The following is a 15774-nucleotide window of genomic DNA, read 5'->3' as shown; positions in this document are numbered from 1 at the left end:
GATAATTTGAGGCCTTGGCTTCGCACAGTTCCTTCGCTCGGCTGCAAATTCTCTTGAACAGTAAGAATTTGAATGTATCTGCAAAGCTTCTTACTGCTTTCTTCGTCCAACAGCTCCTAGGCCGGTCCTAGCATGGGGGCTAGCCGAGCAGCGATCTTGAAAGTTTATAGCATTGACAACAATAGTGTTTAAGTAATATTTCTTGGGCGATATGCTTGTAAAACAACCGTTCAAAATAGCAGGTACTAACCGAAGTACGTCCGTCGGTCCCCAGCAGCGGGAGAAAACAAAAACAGTTGCAGGAACATTCGAGTTTGTGCTACTGAGCATTGTTCAATTCAGTTTTGTGGCAATAATTAAATCTTGGTTACAAAACCAATCTCCCACAAAACCAGCGAGACTGTTTTTGTTTTGAGTAATGGCTTTGCGCGCCAAGCTGCCTAGCCGGATCGACAAAGGCTTTTGGTTACTTTTGGCCCACAAAAGTAAATGCCCTGCCGGCAAGAGGCAAGCAAGGGAAAGAGTGCGGGCTATACGAGTGATTTATTTTGGTTATCTCAATAAAACTTAAAGATTCATTATCATGTTCGAGCTTAGTAAGCAATCTCTTAAAGAAAAATCAATTATCGCCTCATAGCCGGCGGGCTTAGTTCTTTTTTCTTGATAATAAAGTAACCAAACAATCAAGGCTTGGATCTGTTGTTGAATAAAGCTAGCAAAAGCTCGATGGCGATAATTTGAGGCCTTGGCTTCGCACAGTTCCTTCGCTCGGCTGCAAATTCTCTTGAACAGTAAGAATTTGAACGTTTCTGCACAGCTTCTTACTGCTTTCTTCGTCCAACACCTCCTATGCCGGTCCTAGCATGGGGGCTAGCCGAGCAATAGCCAGAATAAAACATGCTTTGAAAACAAACGTTCAAAACTGCAGTCATGAACCGAAGAACGCCCGTCGATCCCGAATGCTCGGGATGCATACCAAGCAGCGGGAGAAAACAAAAACAGCTGCAGAAACATTCGAATATGCACTACCGAGCATTGTTCAATTCAGTTTTGTGGTTTAAAAACTTGGGGTTACAAAACCAATCCCCACAAAACCAGCGATATTGTTTTTGTTTTGCGCAAAGGGCTTGTGGGCAAAGCTGCCTAGCCGGATCGACAAAGGCTTTTGGTTACTTTTGGCCTACAAAAGTAAATGCCCTGCCGGCAAGAGGCAAGCAAGGGAAAGAGTGCGGATCAAACGAGTGAAGGAAATACTATCTTTTTACCACAAAGCATGCAGCGGATTTTCACAGAGGACGTAAAGATTTCTTTTACTAACCAAGAGAAGCATTCATGATTTGTCATCTACAAACCCCACGAAGAATCTCCAAGAAAAATTCTTCACCTCATTCAAAAAAATAGCTTACAAAAAAAGGCGATGAAAAAATTCCATCGCCTTTTACTATACGGTTTAATTCCTTATTTAACAACAGGAGCACTCATTGCTGGAGCTGCTGGAGCTACCAAAGGTGCTGTTGCTTTTTTAATTCCTTTAATTTCGATATCGAATACTAATGGAGTGAATGGATTGATTGGACCACCACCGTTCTCGCCATAACCTAATTTTGACGGCATTACGATTTTGATTTTACCACCAACACCAATTAATTGTACACCTTCGATGAAACCTGGAGCTAATTGACCCAATACTAAAGGACGTGGTGCATATTGTGCCATTGGCGAATAAATACCCGCTTCTTTTGCAATTTTACCATTCGATGTATCGAATACGTTTAATTTACCATCGCTTTTTTTGTTGGTAAACTGACCTGTATAATCAACCATTACTGTGTCAGTTAAGGTTGCTCTCTCGGCATTACCTGCTGTTTCGATTACATATTGTAAGCCCGATGCAGTTGTAGTTGTTTTAAGGTTGTTATCTGAAATGTATTTTTTGATTTTACCTTCTTCAGAAGCTTTGTTTTTAGCTACTAAGTCTTTGTACTCTTGCTCAAAAAATGATCTTTTCTTAGCTTCGAAAGTAGAATCAGCTTCTTTTGCATCTTTGTGCAATACTTTCTCAATTTTTACAGTGAAGGTCGCATAATTATCTTTTGCTCCTGTTGGTTTCGGTTGACCCGAGTATTTAGCCATTGAATCTAAGTTCAATTTGAAACTTGCACTATCCCCTTCTCCTAATAATTTCAATGCAGCAACCATATCGCCTTTAAACATCGATTTGCTAATAGGAAAGAAAGCAGGACGCTCATTGTCATACGTATTTACCAAAACAGAATCGCCATTGCTTTTTGTTTCGATAACTTGAATTCCGTTTAATTTTACAAAATCACCTTCTTGAATTTTTGCTTTCCCTTCGCTTTTGTAAATTTTGTAGGTCATATCACCCTCACCTTTTTCCCATCTTTTACAAGCAGTCAATCCTACTGTTGCTGCCGCTAGAATAATAATTCCCTTTTTCATTTTTATTGTTTAAACTTTATATTGGTTTTTTATACTTAATAGCTTACTTACGCAAGCAACTGATTTTTATATTCGACTAAGATAGACTTAAATTTGTTAACCACAAGGGCTAAAGTATCATCAGAAGCTCCTCCTGCTGCATTACGGTGACCACCACCATTAAAATATTTCTTACAAATTTCATTTGCGGGAAAATCGCCAGTTGAACGTACAGATAATTTTACTTTATCGCTTCGCTCGATAATCAATGCCGCCAAGCGAATTCCATTAATGGATAGTGCATAATTTACAATCCCCTCGGTATCGCCAGTTGCACTTTCAAAACGCGCTAGTTCTTCTTTATTTACCGTAATAATTGCAGTGTTATATTCGCGTATAACTTCCAACTTATTGGATAGGCAATAGCCCAAAAAGCGTAATCTGTTTTCGCTGGCATTATCATACACCAATTCGTGAATTTTAGCATGATCAGCGCCCAAATCTATTAAATCGGCAGCAATTCGGTACACGTTAGACCCTGCTGATGAAAAACGGAAAGAACCCGAATCGGTCATGATACCCGTATATAAACATGCAGCAACATCTTTATTAATTCCCGCTTTATCTTCTAATTGGTTTACGATAAAATCGTACACCAGCTGAGCTGCTGCACAGGCATTAATATCCCAATGGCGATAATCATCAAAATCTTCAGGTTCTAAATGATGGTCAATCATCACCTTTATAGCGGCCGACGTACGTACCAACTCACCTAAATCGTTAATTCGGCCAAGCGCATTAAAATCTAAACAAAAAATAATACTTGCATCTGCTACCAATTCAGCTGATTTATCCACCGCTTCGGTAAAAATAACTACCTCCCCATTATTGGGCATCCAATGTAAAAAATTAGGATAATCTGTTGGGGTAATTACGGTTACATGATGACCCTTTTGAATGAGGTATCCGTACAAGCCTAACGACGAACCCATTGCATCACCATCGGGTTTATGATGCGTCGTAATAACAATTTTCTGCGGTGTAGACAGAAGCGTTTTTAATTCTGATAGTGTAATCATACTTTTTTTAGCGACGCAAAGCTAAGTAAATTAACAGTAATTGTCATCTATTTTGGTCCAACCTTTTATTATTAATCAATTAAAACGTATTTTTGCAAAAAAAATTGATAAAAACACAATGAACACGAACAGAACATTTACCATGATTAAGCCTGATGCGGTTGCAAATGGCCACATAGGCGCAATCATTAGCGATATTACAGCTGCAGGTTTCAAAATTATTGCTTTAAAATACACTAAGTTAACAGAAGAAACTGCCGGAAAGTTTTACGAAGTTCATGCTGCACGTCCATTCTATAAAGATTTAGTGAGCTTTATGTCTTCAGGCCCTATTGTTGCGGCTATCTTAGAAAAAGACAATGCAATTGAAGATTTCAGAAAATTAATCGGTGCTACTAACCCTGCTGAAGCAGCTGAAGGTACTATCCGTCAAAAATATGCTGTATCAATCGATGCTAACGCTATCCACGGTTCAGACTCAAACGAAAATGCAGAAATTGAAGGAAACTTCTTCTTTACTGCTGACGAGCGTTTCTAAAAAACAGCCAAATGCCTCAATCAGGCAAAATGGAATACAAAACAATAAAACCCCGAAAAAATCGGGGTTTTATTGTTTTAAAAGAGTTTGTATCTTTCCGCGCTTAAAAAACAAAAACAGACCACGAACCGAGTCGTCAAATAAAAACTCCGTTCCCATTATACTAAGACATGAAAAAAACCTTCTTAACCCTTTTAGTTGCCGGTGCCACGGCAGCTTCTTTTGCACAAACCAAACCTGCCGTAAAAAAAGCTCCGGCAAAGCCGGCGAGCACAGCAAAACCAAAAGCAGCGGCAAATCCGGTAGCAACCCTTAAAACAACAGTCGATTCTACCAGCTACTCATTTGGTGCATCCATTGGTCAAAGCTTAAAAGGCACCAACATTACCAACTTTAACTACGATATTTTATTAAAAGGTATTAAAGATGCCATGGCAGGTAAACCCGCTTTAACACCAGCACAAACACAAACCTGCATTAACAATGCAATGGACCAAGCCATGAAAGCACAATACGGTCCAGCAATTGCCGAAGGGAAAGCTTTCTTAGAACAAAACAAAAAACGTCCGGGCGTACAAACCACTGCAAGCGGATTACAATATGAAGTATTAACAGCCGGAACAGGTGCAAAACCAACAGAAACGGATTCAGTTTTGGTACATTACAGCGGAAAACTCATCAACGGAAATGAATTCGATAGTTCATACAAAAGAAACGAACCCATTACCCTTACTTTAGATGGCGTTATTCGCGGCTGGACAGAAGGTCTACAATTAATGAACACCGGTTCAAAATACCGCTTATTCATCCCTTACACGTTAGGCTATGGCGAACGCGGAGCCGGACAAGATATTCCTCCTTACAGCACACTCATTTTCGATATCGAGCTGTTAAAAGTAAACGGAAAATAAGTCTATCCAAGCATCCAGTAAATCGGGTTCAAACTTGAAATGTTTTGAACCCGATTTTTTTTTTGCACATCATTTTTTTAAAACATTCTGCATGCATCGCTGTTAGCATATTAAAACATTACCGTCATGAAAAAGATATTTCCATTCGTCGCTATCACCCTTATTTGTACCAGTTTGAGCAGTTGTCAAATTGTTGAAGGAATTTTTAAAGCCGGCGTTTGGTCGGGTGTATTAATGGTCGTAGTGGTGCTAGCTTTACTTATTTGGATTTTAGCCAAAATGTTTGGTGGAAGAGGCTAAAAAAATCATTAGAAAACGAACGCTGGGTTTTCCGTCGCTGCCTTCAGTCCCGCTTTTCCTACTGCCCTAAAGGGGGCATTCGTACAATCGGGTTTAGTTTTGCTTTTTCAGTAATCCTTTTGATGCTTCTCCTGGCCAACGCACAAACTAAGCAGAGGTCTCAAATCAAAAAACGGATCACTTTATAAAAAAACAATATCGGTAATAACTTCGCTACCAGCGTGCTCGTTTAACTTCTTAATAATTCCTAGGCGCACCATCACCAATTCATTTTTAATCACTGATGATTCTAAGCGGATAAACAGTTTACGATCGCGGATATAAATTTGCGTGGTTCTATTGGCTATCGCGGTCCCCATAATCTCGGGCCAAACGGCCACAATAGACGTTTCATCAAACTTACGGCGTAAGCGATACACATCGAGCAATTTGCCGATGGCCTGTTTCATGGTTACATCATTGGGTTTACGCATGGTGGCTTATAATTCCGCTTTCTACGGAGAACAAAGTTACATTAACTTCGATCGATTTAAAAATAGATTGGACTCTTTCTATCCCGGTATCAGTAATAAAAATTTGTCCAAAGTCATGGTGCGATACCATTTGCATCAATTTCTGAACCCGATGGTCGTCTAACTTATCAAAAATATCATCCAACAAAAGCAACGGCTTAAAGCCCTTATTTTTGGCTAAATAGGCGTATTGCGCAAGCTTGAGCGCAATTAAAAAAGATTTTTGTTGCCCTTGCGAGCCAAACTTTTTAAGCGGCATATCGCTAATAACAAAGGCTAACTCATCTTTATGAATACCGGTGGTTGTACGTTCCAACACCCTATCCTTCTCTACCGCTTTTTGAAGCAATACCTCAAAAGGCGTCTCCGTCAATTGCGATTGGTAATTCAAGGAAACACTTTCCTTGTTATCCGTTAAATAATGATAGTATTGGTTAAACAACGGAATAAAATCATCCATAAAGGCTTTCCTAGTGGCAAATATTTTATTTCCATAAAGCACCAATTGCTCATCTAAAATTTCCAACAAGGCTGGGTCATACTTACGTGTAACTGCTATTTGTTTCAAGAGCGAATTTCGATTAAGTAAAATGCGGTTATATTGTATCAATTGGTCTAGGTAATGGGCATCGGTTTGCGAAATAACATTATCCATAAACTTACGCCGTTCCTCACTCCCCTCCATAATCAAATTCACATCATAAGGCGATACCATTACCACCGGAAATAAACCAATATGATCCGCCAGCTTCACATATTCCTTTTTATTTCGCTTAAATTGTTTTTTTTGATTTCGCTTGAGTCCGCAACTAATTTTTTCATTTCGTCCATCACGATTGAAATCGCCTTGAATCATAAAAACCTCTTCACCGGTTTTTATCTGCTGACTATCAATTGGATTAAAATAGCTTTTACACAAACACAAGTAATGAATTGCATCGAGCATATTCGTTTTACCCGAACCATTATTACCTGTAAAAACATTTACAGTATCCGAAAATTGGATATCCGCATCACTGTAATTTTTAAAATTTAAAAGCGTAATATTCTTTAACCACATAAATATGGCGCAATTTACCGTTTTTCAGCTTCTAAATAACTACTGTTTAATTAAATACTTCAAATAAAGGTTGATACTTTGCTTTAAAAATGTATTTTTGCAATCTTAATTTTTTAAAATAAACATGTCTACAACAGATAACCAAACTCCACAACCTATTAAAAAAGGCTCATTTTTACAAGAAAACAACAAAAGCTTGCTTTTCATAGCTGGCGCTGTAGTGTTATTAATTGCGGTATATTTTTGGTATCAAAATGTATACTTAACAGGCCGGGCAGAAGAAGCAGCAAGTAAAATGTACAAGTCTGAACAATTAATCGGTGTCGATTCATTGTCTGCTAAAGCTGTTAAAGGCGAAGGCGGTTACCCAGGTTTAGAAGAAATTGCAAAAGAATACGACAATACAAAATCAGCAAATCTTGCTAACTTATATTTAGGCGGTATTTATTTACGTAAAGGCGAATACAAACCAGCTGTTGACGCTTTAAGTAAATACAGCGCTACTGGTAGCCCAGTTGCAGATCCTTTAGCTTTGGGTTTATTAGGCGATGCATACAGCGAACTTAAAGACTACAAACAAGCAGCTACTTACTATAAAAAAGCAGCTGATAAAGCAAGTAAATTTACTTCGCCCATGTTCTTAAAAAAATTAGGCTTGGTAAACGAAACCTTAAACGATTATAAAGCTGCAGTTGAAGCTTACGAAAAAATTAAAGCCGACTATCCTGAAAGTGCAGAAGCACAATTAGTAGACGCTTACATCAGCAGAGCTGAAGGCAAGGTTAAATAAAAAAAGATTATACATATAAAAAAAGACCATTTTAGAATGGTCTTTTTTTATGCCTGATTATTTTTAATAACAAAGGTTTATCTGTGCAAAATATATCCGCTCTTTATTTATTAAACGCTGTCATGGTGTGCGCAGCGCCAATCGTTACAAAACTCTTAATTAAATCAACACTTTTATCGATTAAAGCAGGCAATTCCAATTGCTCATTTTTATCAAATAAGCCCAAAACAAAATCAACCTGACGGCCTTTAGGGTAATCGTTTCCAATACCAAAACGCAAGCGTGCGTAATTCTGTCCGCCACAAACCTCTTCAATACTTTTTAGTCCATTGTGTCCTGCACTTGACCCTTGAAGTTTCAACCGTAGCTTGCCCAGCGGCAAAGCTAAATCATCTACAATAACCAATACGTTTTCTGGCGCTATTTTAAGCTCTTTCATCCAATAATTAACCGCCTTACCACTTAAGTTCATAAAAGTAGTTGGCTTTATTACATGGAGCTTCTTGCCCTTAAAACTAACTTCGGAATAATAGGCCAGGCGAATGTTGTCAAAACTCCCTCCTAAGCCTTTCACAAGCTCATCAGCAATATCAAAACCAATGTTATGACGGGTATGCGCGTATTCGGGACCGATGTTGCCTAAACCAACAATAAGATATTTCATGGGTGCAAAGATAAAATGTTTAATTTAATTTGAGGCAGCATGTAGGTAGCTTAAGATGTGTAGCGTATACAGCAAAAAGATTTGGATGCCATAAACAAAAAAAGCGGCAAAGAATTGCTTCTTTACCGCTTTAAAATCGTTAAAATCACAATATCTGTGAAGTCTTTGATTATTTTTTACCTTTAGCAGCTTCAGTTTCTGCTTGTTTTAATGCTCTTGACATTGCAACAGAAACGATTGTATCTTCAGGAGTGTTGGTGATTGCGTAATCAAGACCTTTAAGATCACGAACACGGAATAAATTACCAACTTCTAATTTCTCTAAGCTTACTTCAACGTTTTGTGGCATTTTAGCAGGTAATGCTTTAACACGTAATTTACGTAGTTTTTGCACTAATTTACCCCCCATTTTCACACCTGGAGAAGTTCCGGTTAATTTTACTGGAATTTCCATTACAATTTCCTTATCATCAAATAATTGAAGGAAATCGATGTGTAATAAAACGTCTGTTAATGGGTGAAACTGAGCATCTTTTACAATTGCTTTAGTTTTCACACCGTTAAGGTCGATTTCTACAAAGTTTACTTCCGGCGTATAAATTACGTCTCTTAAGTCAGCAATCACTACTGAAAAGTGTTGTTGATCTTTACCACCATACAATACTGCAGGAACTTTACCTTCGTAGCGAAGTTCTTTAGCATCGCGTTTCCCTACGTTCTCTCTTGGAGAACCGCTAATTGCGATTGTTTTCATTTTTTATTTATTTATTTATTAATAGTAAGTGATTCACCTTGCGGTTCATCACAGTAATTACACTTTAAATAAGTCGCTAATAGAGCCGTGTTCATTTACATTTGCTATGGCTCTTGCAAATAAACCTGCTGTGCTTAGCACTTTAATTTTCGGACTTTCTCTTTTCAAAGGAATCGTATCCGTCACGATTAACTCGGTTAAAACCGAATTTTCTACCGTTTCAATTGCTTTACCTGATAAAACTGCATGCGTACAAACAGCTCTAACACTTGCCGCACCATTTTCCATAATTAAAGCTGCTGCTTTAGAAAGGGTGCCTGCAGTGTCGCAAATATCGTCAATTAAAACAACATCTTTGCCTTTAACATCGCCAATAATCGACATCGATTCGATTTCATTGGCACGTTTACGGCGTTTATCGCAAATAATGACTTCTGCATTAAAAAACTTTGCAAAAGTACGTGCGCGGTATGAGCCGCCCATATCTGGCGATGCGATGGTTAAATTCGGTAAGTTTAAGCTTTTGATATAAGGTACAAAAATAACCGATCCATCTAAGTGATCTACCGGAATATCAAAGAAACCTTGAATTTGAGCAGCATGTAAATCCATCGTCATAATGCGGTGAATACCTGCTGATTTCAATAAATTAGCGACCAATTTTGCTCCAATTGCTACACGCGGTTTATCTTTTCTATCTTGACGAGCTAAACCATAATAAGGAACTACTGCGGTAATATAATGTGCGGATGCTCTTTTTGCGGCATCAACCATTAACAAAAGTTCCATTAAATTATCGCTTGGTTGATACGTAGACTGAATTAAGAAAACATCACATCCACGAATTGACTCATCAAAAGAAGGCTGAAATTCGCCATCACTAAACTTATGAATAGTTACGTCGCCAAGAGGCTTGCCATAACTTTCAGCAATTTTTACTGCTAATCCTCTAGAACCTGTTCCGGAAAAAAGTTTTACCGGGTTAAACTGCAATGGCATAGTTCCGTGCGTAGTTTACGGTGTAAAAAAAAACGGATTGTGTGCCTGAACACACAATCCGGGTTAAATTTTCGTTGTCCGACCTGGATTCGAACCAAGACAAACGGTACCAAAAACCGTTGTACTACCCTTATACTATCGGACAATCATCTATTTTATCGAAGTGGCGGCCGTTTTACCGTAACCGTCTCCCCGATTGGGAATGCAAATGTAGGAAGCATTTTTCAAATGTGCAAGAGTGTCTCAAAAAAAATTAAAAAAAAATACATCATATTTTTCAAATAAACACACAACTCATAAATTATCAGGCACTTATTTTTTGAAAAATTTTTCATTTTTTTTCACGAAATTTTTCCAAAAGTAAAAATTGCAGTTCAATCAATCTTTTAAGACAAAAAGTATAACAGATTAACACCTGAATAATACAAAGAAATTAAATCCCCGTTTTTAATCTTCATACAGCAGTTATTTAGGAGAAAATTGTACTTTAGTCAACTCGAAGACAACTAATTGCTGTTTGTATCTATTACAAAATGAAATAATACATCATTTTATGCTTTGAGAAAGAATATGTAACTAGCCCTGAATGAAATTATTTCCCGATTTTACTACATTAAGTGACGAAGAGCTAATCTTATTAGTGAATGAAGGAAATCAGCGCGCATTTGTTTACATATATAACAAGTATTGGTCTGAAATGTACCTTTGTGTACACAAAATCATTCCAAATGCAGAAACTTGTGAAGATATCATTCATGATCTTTTCTTAAGTTTATGGAATTCAAACAAACTTCAAAACATACAATCAGTACGCGACTATCTTTATATTTCGGTTAAAAACAGAGCGCTTAACCAACTTAGACGGTTAAAAGTTGATAACGCGAGCCTCGGTGAAGGCCATCAAGAAATTCCTTCAGATCATGTTACCGATGAATCATTGGCTACAAAAGAAATTCAATCTGTTTTTGATATGGCCATTTCAAATTTACCAGAAAAATGTCGCGAAATAATGATTTTAAGTCGAAAAGAGCATCTTTCAAACAAAGAAATAGCCTCAAAACTTAACATTTCTACCAAAACGGTAGAAAACCAAATCAATATTGGCTTAAAAAAGATACGTCTTGAAATGAAAGACTTCCTTATTTTAACTTTTTTTTTCATTCTCTTTGGGTGATCCTGTATTTTCATGTGTCTTTATTAAAAGCATATGATGATAGTCTCTCTTTTTCGAAAAATATTTACGCCTGCTACTAAAAAAAGTACAGATGAACTGCTTATTGAAAAAAACATCGCTGATTTTAAAAAAAATCCAGAAAGCTGGGATGAAAATGAACACGGAAATATAGATGAAATCCACAATCGTATTTTAACACGATTAATGGTATCTATTCCCAGCACCAAAAGCAAACCAAAAAGTTCTGTACCCGCATGGATTGCTGCAGCATCAATTATACTGATTGCTCTAGCCAGCTTATATTTTATGAAAGTGGAGGTTACTTCTCCAAAATTGGCTTCACGTGAGAATACGATTATTTTAAAAACCGGCAAATACGAGGTACGTAAAATCATATTAAGCGACCGTTCCATCGTTTGGGTAAATCGCTCCAGTACCGTTCGTTATCCTAAAAATTTTGATAAAGACAAGCGTCGCTTTGAATTAGTGGAAGGAGAAGCTTTTTTCGATGTAAAGCATGAAAAAGACAGACCTTTTCAGGTCAAAGCTGGAAAAACTTTAACCAATGTTTTAGGAACGGCCTTTAATATCAGTTCTTATTCTTGGAAAAAAACCATCAACATTATTGTTAAGAAAGGAAAAGTTGCTGTAAACAATCAAATCCTTCTGCCTAACGACGAGTTATCTTACCAAAAATCGACTGGAAACGTCCACATAAAAAAATTGAAAAGCGTAGCGGTAACTTCATGGATCGAAGGTAAAATTATATTCGAAAGTGAATCCTTAACAGAAGTTGCAAGTTTCTTAAGAGAACGCTTTCATGTTGAAATCCATTTAGCAAACGATCAAGTTGCTCAAACCCATTTTACAGGCCGTTTCGAACCAACGGAATCCTTAAATGAAATTCTAGATGCGCTTTCTATGACCACGGGGCTTTATTATCAAGCCAAAGGAAACGTAATCACTATAACCACAACCAAACCAACTAAGAAGCCTATGAATGAATGATACTTAAAAAAGAAAACCGAAATATAAAATATTCCGGTTTCAGATGCCGTAGTAAGTAAAGCCAATCACGGACTACGCCATTTTGTGCTCAGTAATCCAAACTTAAACTAAAAAACACAACCAAAGGTATGAAAAAAAATGCCCGCAATTTCTTGCTGGGGAAAATTTGCTATGCCAAATTTTCGATTAACTACTTCTATCTTCTATGTCTTTTCTTCGTGCTAATCAACATCCAAACAGCACGTTCTCAAACACTTGAACAGACAAAGATTGATATTGCTTTTAGTAACATCCCACTTAAACAAGCGCTAGACCAAATTCAGAAAAAAACAAGCTTTAACTTTATATTTAGTGAAGATATATTAGCCGGATACAAAGCCTCTATTAACGTTAAAAATACCTCACTCAGTAGTGTATTGGAAACGATACTAGCTAAAACGAATTTAGAATATGTTTTAAAAGATAATAAAGTCATCATCCGCAAAAAAGCGATTGCAGCAACCGGAATGAAAGATCCTCCAAAGTCTATTCCAATGACAGGCATGGGTGGTGGAGCAAGTGCTACAGTTAACCGCATAGTAGGAAAAGTATTGACGATAAATGATCGTCCATTATCTGCGGTTAGCGTAAAAGTAAAAGAAATACCTGGCTTGGTAACCATTACCGATTCTAAAGGTTCCTATTCTTTAACACTTCCTCCGAACGCCGAAACCTTAGTATTTAGCATGGTAGGCTACATTTCCAAAGAGGTTAGAATTGGAGCATCAACAGAAATAAACGTTGCCCTTGAGCTGGAAGACAAAAACCTCGAATCGGTTGTAGTAACCGGGGTTTTCACAAGAAAGGCCGAGAGCTTCACCGGTTCTGCATCAACTTTTACACAACAACAATTGCGTTCTGTTGGTAATCAGAATATCATTGAGAGTTTAAAAATGCTCGATCCTTCTTTTATTGAGATAGAAAATATTACCGCTGGTTCCGATCCAAATGCCATGCCCGATATACAAATTAGAGGAGGCAATAGTTTACCAGGACTTAAAGGTGAATATGCTGGAAACCCAAACACACCTTTATTTATTTTGGATGGATTTGAAACCAATTTGCAGAAAATCTACGATTTAGATATGAATCGTGTGGCGTCGGTAACCATCTTGAAAGATGCCGCAGCGAAAGCTATTTATGGTTCTCGTGCAGCAAACGGTGTAATTGTGGTTGAAACTAAGCGCCCCGAGATGGGAAAACTTCGCTTTAGCTACACCGGTGATTTCAACGTAAGCACACCTGATTTAAGCAGTTACGAATTGGCAAATGCTACTGAAAAACTGCAAGTGGAAGAAAGCGCAGGAAGATATACCTCCACCTATAATTACGCTGATCAACTCCTGAAAGAACAATACAACAGAACCTATGCCGAAATTGCCCGTGGTGTAAACACGTATTGGCTATCGCAACCCGTTCAAACAGGTGTAGGCCAAAAACATACCTTATCAATGGAAGGTGGAGATCCTTTTTTTAGATATGGAGCTGATTTTACCTACAACAATATTTCAGGTGTTATGAAAGGTTCTGACAGAAGAACCATCGCAGGAAACGTTTACTTGTCGTACCGCATTGATAAATTCATGTTTCGTAATACCTTAATGATTACAGGAAATAGAGCTGATGATTCTCCTTATGGTGCATATTCAACCTACTCTAGATTAAATCCGTATTGGACCCCTTACGATTTGAATGGAAGTATTAAAAAAATCTTAGGTCAATACTCAAACGGTTCTGTTACGCCTATTACCTATTACAACCCTTTATTTGACGCAACTCTTGGAACTAAAAATTTCTCTAAATACACCGATATAACCGATAATTTCCAAACGGAATGGACCGTTACAAATGCTTTTAAGGTTATTGGTCGTTTTGGATATACACAAAAACAAAGCACCAGAGAAGATTTCTATCCTGCCAATCATACACGTTACGCAGAGTATGCGGAGGAAGACTATTTTAAACGCGGTGATTATTACATTACAGATGGACAAGATGGCTCTATTAAAGCCGACGTTACGTTAAACTACTCTAAACAACTTGGCAAGCATCTCTTTTATTTTAATGGTGGATGGAATTTATATGAAACGACCAACGAAACACATGGCATGCAAGCTCAAGGATTCTTAAACGACCGCGTTGATAACATTAATTTTGCTAAACAATACCTCGAAAACGGACGTCCAATTGGCAGTGATGCCATCACCCGCGAAACAGGTTTGCTATCTGCACTAAACTACTCTTACAACGACCGTTATCTTGCCGATCTTACTTTCCGCCGACAAGGTTCAAGTGTTTTTGGTTCTGATAACCGTTGGGGTAACTTTTGGTCTGCCGGTATTGGATGGAATATTCACAAAGAAAGTTTTCTACAAAACTCTTCTTGGTTAGATCAACTAAAACTAAGAGCCTCAACCGGATACACCGGTAGTCAAAACTTTAACCCTTATCAGGCATTAGCAACCTACAACTATTACACCGACTCATATTATGATAATATTGTGGGTGCTAAACTTATGGGGTTAGCCAATAATGAATTGAAATGGCAACAAACCCAAGATTACAACATCGGCCTAGATGTTCAAGCTTTTAAACGTTTAAATCTGCGCGTTGACTATTACATCAGCAACACGAAAAATCTATTAACAGATTTACCTTTACCAGGTTCTGTTGGTTTTAGTACCGTGAAAGAAAATTTGGGAGAGGTACAAAACAAAGGCGTTGATGCTGTTTTAAGTTACAAAATATTCAACGATCAAGCTACTGGCAGTTTTTTTAATGTATTCTTAAGTGTTGGGGCAAATAAAAACAAACTTGTTAAAATCTCGGATGCACTGAATAGTCTAAACGAAGAGCGTGAAAACGAACGAGCAGATTCAAACAAACCCTTTATTAGATACAAAGAAGGTCAATCTACTACTGCTATTTGGGCTGTCCCATCTAAAGGTATCGACCCCATTACCGGGAGTGAGATTTACGTAAAGCAGAATGGCGATTTAACCTACGTATGGGATGCGAATGATCAAGTAGTTGTTGGCGAAGCAAATCCGAAAGTACATGGCAGCTTTGGATTTAATACGCAGTATAAAGGTTGGGGGTTAAACTGCGGTTTTATGTACAAGTTTGGCGGCCAATATTACAATCAAACATTGGTTGATCGTGTGGAAAACGTGGATATCCAATACAACGTTGATAGACGTGTATTTACCAGCACATGGAAAAACCCTGGCGACGATGTTTTCTTCAAGAGAATTTCGGCAACGCCAACTAGAACCAATCCAACTTCGCGTTTTGTGCAAGATTTTAACGAACTAATCTTAAGCTCTCTTAATCTTTCATACGATTTTAGAGATAAGCAATTCTTAAAGCGCTCAGGTTTAGAACGCCTTAGAATTACTTTTTTCACCAATGATATCGCTAGAATCGCTTCTGTAAAAGCTGAACGAGGATTAGATTATCCATTTGCAAGATCTTATTCTCTTTCATTACAAGTAACCTTATAAAAGT

Annotated in this window: 14 protein-coding genes; 7 read left to right on the top strand and 7 right to left on the bottom strand. The window is 37.7% G+C overall.

Going from position 1 to position 15774, the window contains the following annotated elements:
• Positions 1–1458: 1458 nt before the first annotated feature.
• Together ACJVDK_RS16590 and ACJVDK_RS16585 are read right to left on the bottom strand one after the other, a co-directional pair.
• The gene (locus ACJVDK_RS16590; RefSeq protein ID WP_443937781.1) at positions 1459–2460 is read right to left on the bottom strand and encodes an FKBP-type peptidyl-prolyl cis-trans isomerase; all 1002 of its coding nucleotides are present in this window, start codon (positions 2458–2460) and stop codon (positions 1459–1461) included.
• A 47-nt stretch (positions 2461–2507) separates the two neighbouring features.
• On the bottom strand, positions 2508–3518 hold the full coding sequence (locus ACJVDK_RS16585; RefSeq protein WP_443937780.1) for a DHH family phosphoesterase: 1011 nt from the start codon (positions 3516–3518) through the stop codon (positions 2508–2510).
• 118 nt (positions 3519–3636) lie between these two features.
• On the opposite strand from ACJVDK_RS16585, the gene ACJVDK_RS16580 reads away from it, so the two are divergent.
• The 3 genes from ACJVDK_RS16580 (at position 3637) to ACJVDK_RS16570 (ending at position 5267) form a co-directional block, all read left to right on the top strand.
• Positions 3637–4056: a nucleoside-diphosphate kinase gene (locus ACJVDK_RS16580; protein ID WP_443937779.1), complete on the top strand. Its 420-nt coding sequence runs from the start codon at positions 3637–3639 to the stop codon at positions 4054–4056.
• 170 nt (positions 4057–4226) lie between these two features.
• Positions 4227–4967 (top strand): FKBP-type peptidyl-prolyl cis-trans isomerase, encoded by a 741-nt coding sequence (locus ACJVDK_RS16575; protein WP_443937778.1) that lies wholly within the window; start codon positions 4227–4229, stop codon positions 4965–4967.
• A 126-nt stretch (positions 4968–5093) separates the two neighbouring features.
• Entirely contained in the window at positions 5094–5267 is a 174-nt protein-coding gene (locus tag ACJVDK_RS16570; RefSeq protein ID WP_443937777.1) for a hypothetical protein, read from the top strand.
• A gap of 182 nt (positions 5268–5449) precedes the next feature.
• On the opposite strand, the gene ACJVDK_RS16565 is transcribed toward ACJVDK_RS16570, so the two are convergent.
• Both ACJVDK_RS16565 and recF read right to left on the bottom strand, forming a co-directional pair.
• Positions 5450–5740 (bottom strand): DUF721 domain-containing protein, encoded by a 291-nt coding sequence (locus tag ACJVDK_RS16565; protein ID WP_443937776.1) that lies wholly within the window; start codon positions 5738–5740, stop codon positions 5450–5452.
• Positions 5733–6839, bottom strand: a complete 1107-nt coding sequence (gene recF / locus ACJVDK_RS16560; protein WP_443937775.1) for a DNA replication/repair protein RecF — start codon at positions 6837–6839, stop codon at positions 5733–5735. Before recF ends, ACJVDK_RS16565 begins: the two co-directional genes overlap by 8 nt.
• Positions 6840–6963: 124 nt before the next feature.
• Here recF and ACJVDK_RS16555 point away from each other — a divergent pair, with 124 nt between their 5' ends.
• Positions 6964–7629, top strand: coding sequence for a tetratricopeptide repeat protein (locus tag ACJVDK_RS16555; RefSeq protein ID WP_443937774.1), 666 nt, complete (start codon positions 6964–6966; stop codon positions 7627–7629).
• 103 nt (positions 7630–7732) lie between these two features.
• On the opposite strand, the gene pth is transcribed toward ACJVDK_RS16555, so the two are convergent.
• The 3 genes from pth to ACJVDK_RS16540 form a co-directional block, all read right to left on the bottom strand.
• On the bottom strand, positions 7733–8293 hold the full coding sequence (gene pth / locus ACJVDK_RS16550; protein WP_443937773.1) for an aminoacyl-tRNA hydrolase: 561 nt from the start codon (positions 8291–8293) through the stop codon (positions 7733–7735).
• A gap of 169 nt (positions 8294–8462) precedes the next feature.
• Positions 8463–9047, bottom strand: a complete 585-nt coding sequence (locus ACJVDK_RS16545; RefSeq protein WP_443937772.1) for a 50S ribosomal protein L25/general stress protein Ctc — start codon at positions 9045–9047, stop codon at positions 8463–8465.
• A gap of 57 nt (positions 9048–9104) precedes the next feature.
• The gene (locus tag ACJVDK_RS16540) at positions 9105–10046 is read right to left on the bottom strand and encodes a ribose-phosphate pyrophosphokinase (protein WP_443937771.1); all 942 of its coding nucleotides are present in this window, start codon (positions 10044–10046) and stop codon (positions 9105–9107) included.
• Positions 10047–10632: 586 nt separating this feature from the next.
• Between ACJVDK_RS16540 and ACJVDK_RS16535 the strand changes: the two genes are divergently transcribed.
• The 3 genes from ACJVDK_RS16535 to ACJVDK_RS16525 all read left to right on the top strand — a co-directional run bounded on the left by ACJVDK_RS16535 (position 10633) and on the right by ACJVDK_RS16525 (position 15770).
• Positions 10633–11220: an RNA polymerase sigma factor gene (locus ACJVDK_RS16535; RefSeq protein WP_443937770.1), complete on the top strand. Its 588-nt coding sequence runs from the start codon at positions 10633–10635 to the stop codon at positions 11218–11220.
• A gap of 33 nt (positions 11221–11253) precedes the next feature.
• The gene (locus ACJVDK_RS16530; protein WP_443937769.1) at positions 11254–12228 is read left to right on the top strand and encodes a FecR family protein; all 975 of its coding nucleotides are present in this window, start codon (positions 11254–11256) and stop codon (positions 12226–12228) included.
• A gap of 128 nt (positions 12229–12356) precedes the next feature.
• On the top strand, positions 12357–15770 hold the full coding sequence (locus ACJVDK_RS16525) for a SusC/RagA family TonB-linked outer membrane protein (protein ID WP_443937768.1): 3414 nt from the start codon (positions 12357–12359) through the stop codon (positions 15768–15770).
• Positions 15771–15774: the final 4 nt, after the last annotated feature.

This window comes from Pedobacter paludisoli, assembly GCF_052344095.1.
Lineage (GTDB): Bacteria > Bacteroidota > Bacteroidia > Sphingobacteriales > Sphingobacteriaceae > Pedobacter.
Note: the sequence above shows the minus strand (reverse complement) of the source record. Positions and strands in the feature narration are given on the sequence as shown.

Coding starts and splice junctions, on each gene's coding strand:
- recF (WP_443937775.1), bottom strand. CDS start 6,839: ATGTGGTTAAAGAATATTACGCTTTTAAATTTTAAAAATTACAGTGAT.
- ACJVDK_RS16570 (WP_443937777.1), top strand. CDS start 5,094: ATGAAAAAGATATTTCCATTCGTCGCTATCACCCTTATTTGTACCAGT.
- pth (WP_443937773.1), bottom strand. CDS start 8,293: ATGAAATATCTTATTGTTGGTTTAGGCAACATCGGTCCCGAATACGCG.
- ACJVDK_RS16565 (WP_443937776.1), bottom strand. CDS start 5,740: ATGCGTAAACCCAATGATGTAACCATGAAACAGGCCATCGGCAAATTG.
- ACJVDK_RS16535 (WP_443937770.1), top strand. CDS start 10,633: ATGAAATTATTTCCCGATTTTACTACATTAAGTGACGAAGAGCTAATC.
- ACJVDK_RS16555 (WP_443937774.1), top strand. CDS start 6,964: ATGTCTACAACAGATAACCAAACTCCACAACCTATTAAAAAAGGCTCA.
- ACJVDK_RS16540 (WP_443937771.1), bottom strand. CDS start 10,046: ATGCCATTGCAGTTTAACCCGGTAAAACTTTTTTCCGGAACAGGTTCT.
- ACJVDK_RS16585 (WP_443937780.1), bottom strand. CDS start 3,518: ATGATTACACTATCAGAATTAAAAACGCTTCTGTCTACACCGCAGAAA.
- ACJVDK_RS16525 (WP_443937768.1), top strand. CDS start 12,357: ATGAAAAAAAATGCCCGCAATTTCTTGCTGGGGAAAATTTGCTATGCC.
- ACJVDK_RS16530 (WP_443937769.1), top strand. CDS start 11,254: ATGATGATAGTCTCTCTTTTTCGAAAAATATTTACGCCTGCTACTAAA.
- ACJVDK_RS16590 (WP_443937781.1), bottom strand. CDS start 2,460: ATGAAAAAGGGAATTATTATTCTAGCGGCAGCAACAGTAGGATTGACT.
- ACJVDK_RS16580 (WP_443937779.1), top strand. CDS start 3,637: ATGAACACGAACAGAACATTTACCATGATTAAGCCTGATGCGGTTGCA.
- ACJVDK_RS16545 (WP_443937772.1), bottom strand. CDS start 9,047: ATGAAAACAATCGCAATTAGCGGTTCTCCAAGAGAGAACGTAGGGAAA.
- ACJVDK_RS16575 (WP_443937778.1), top strand. CDS start 4,227: ATGAAAAAAACCTTCTTAACCCTTTTAGTTGCCGGTGCCACGGCAGCT.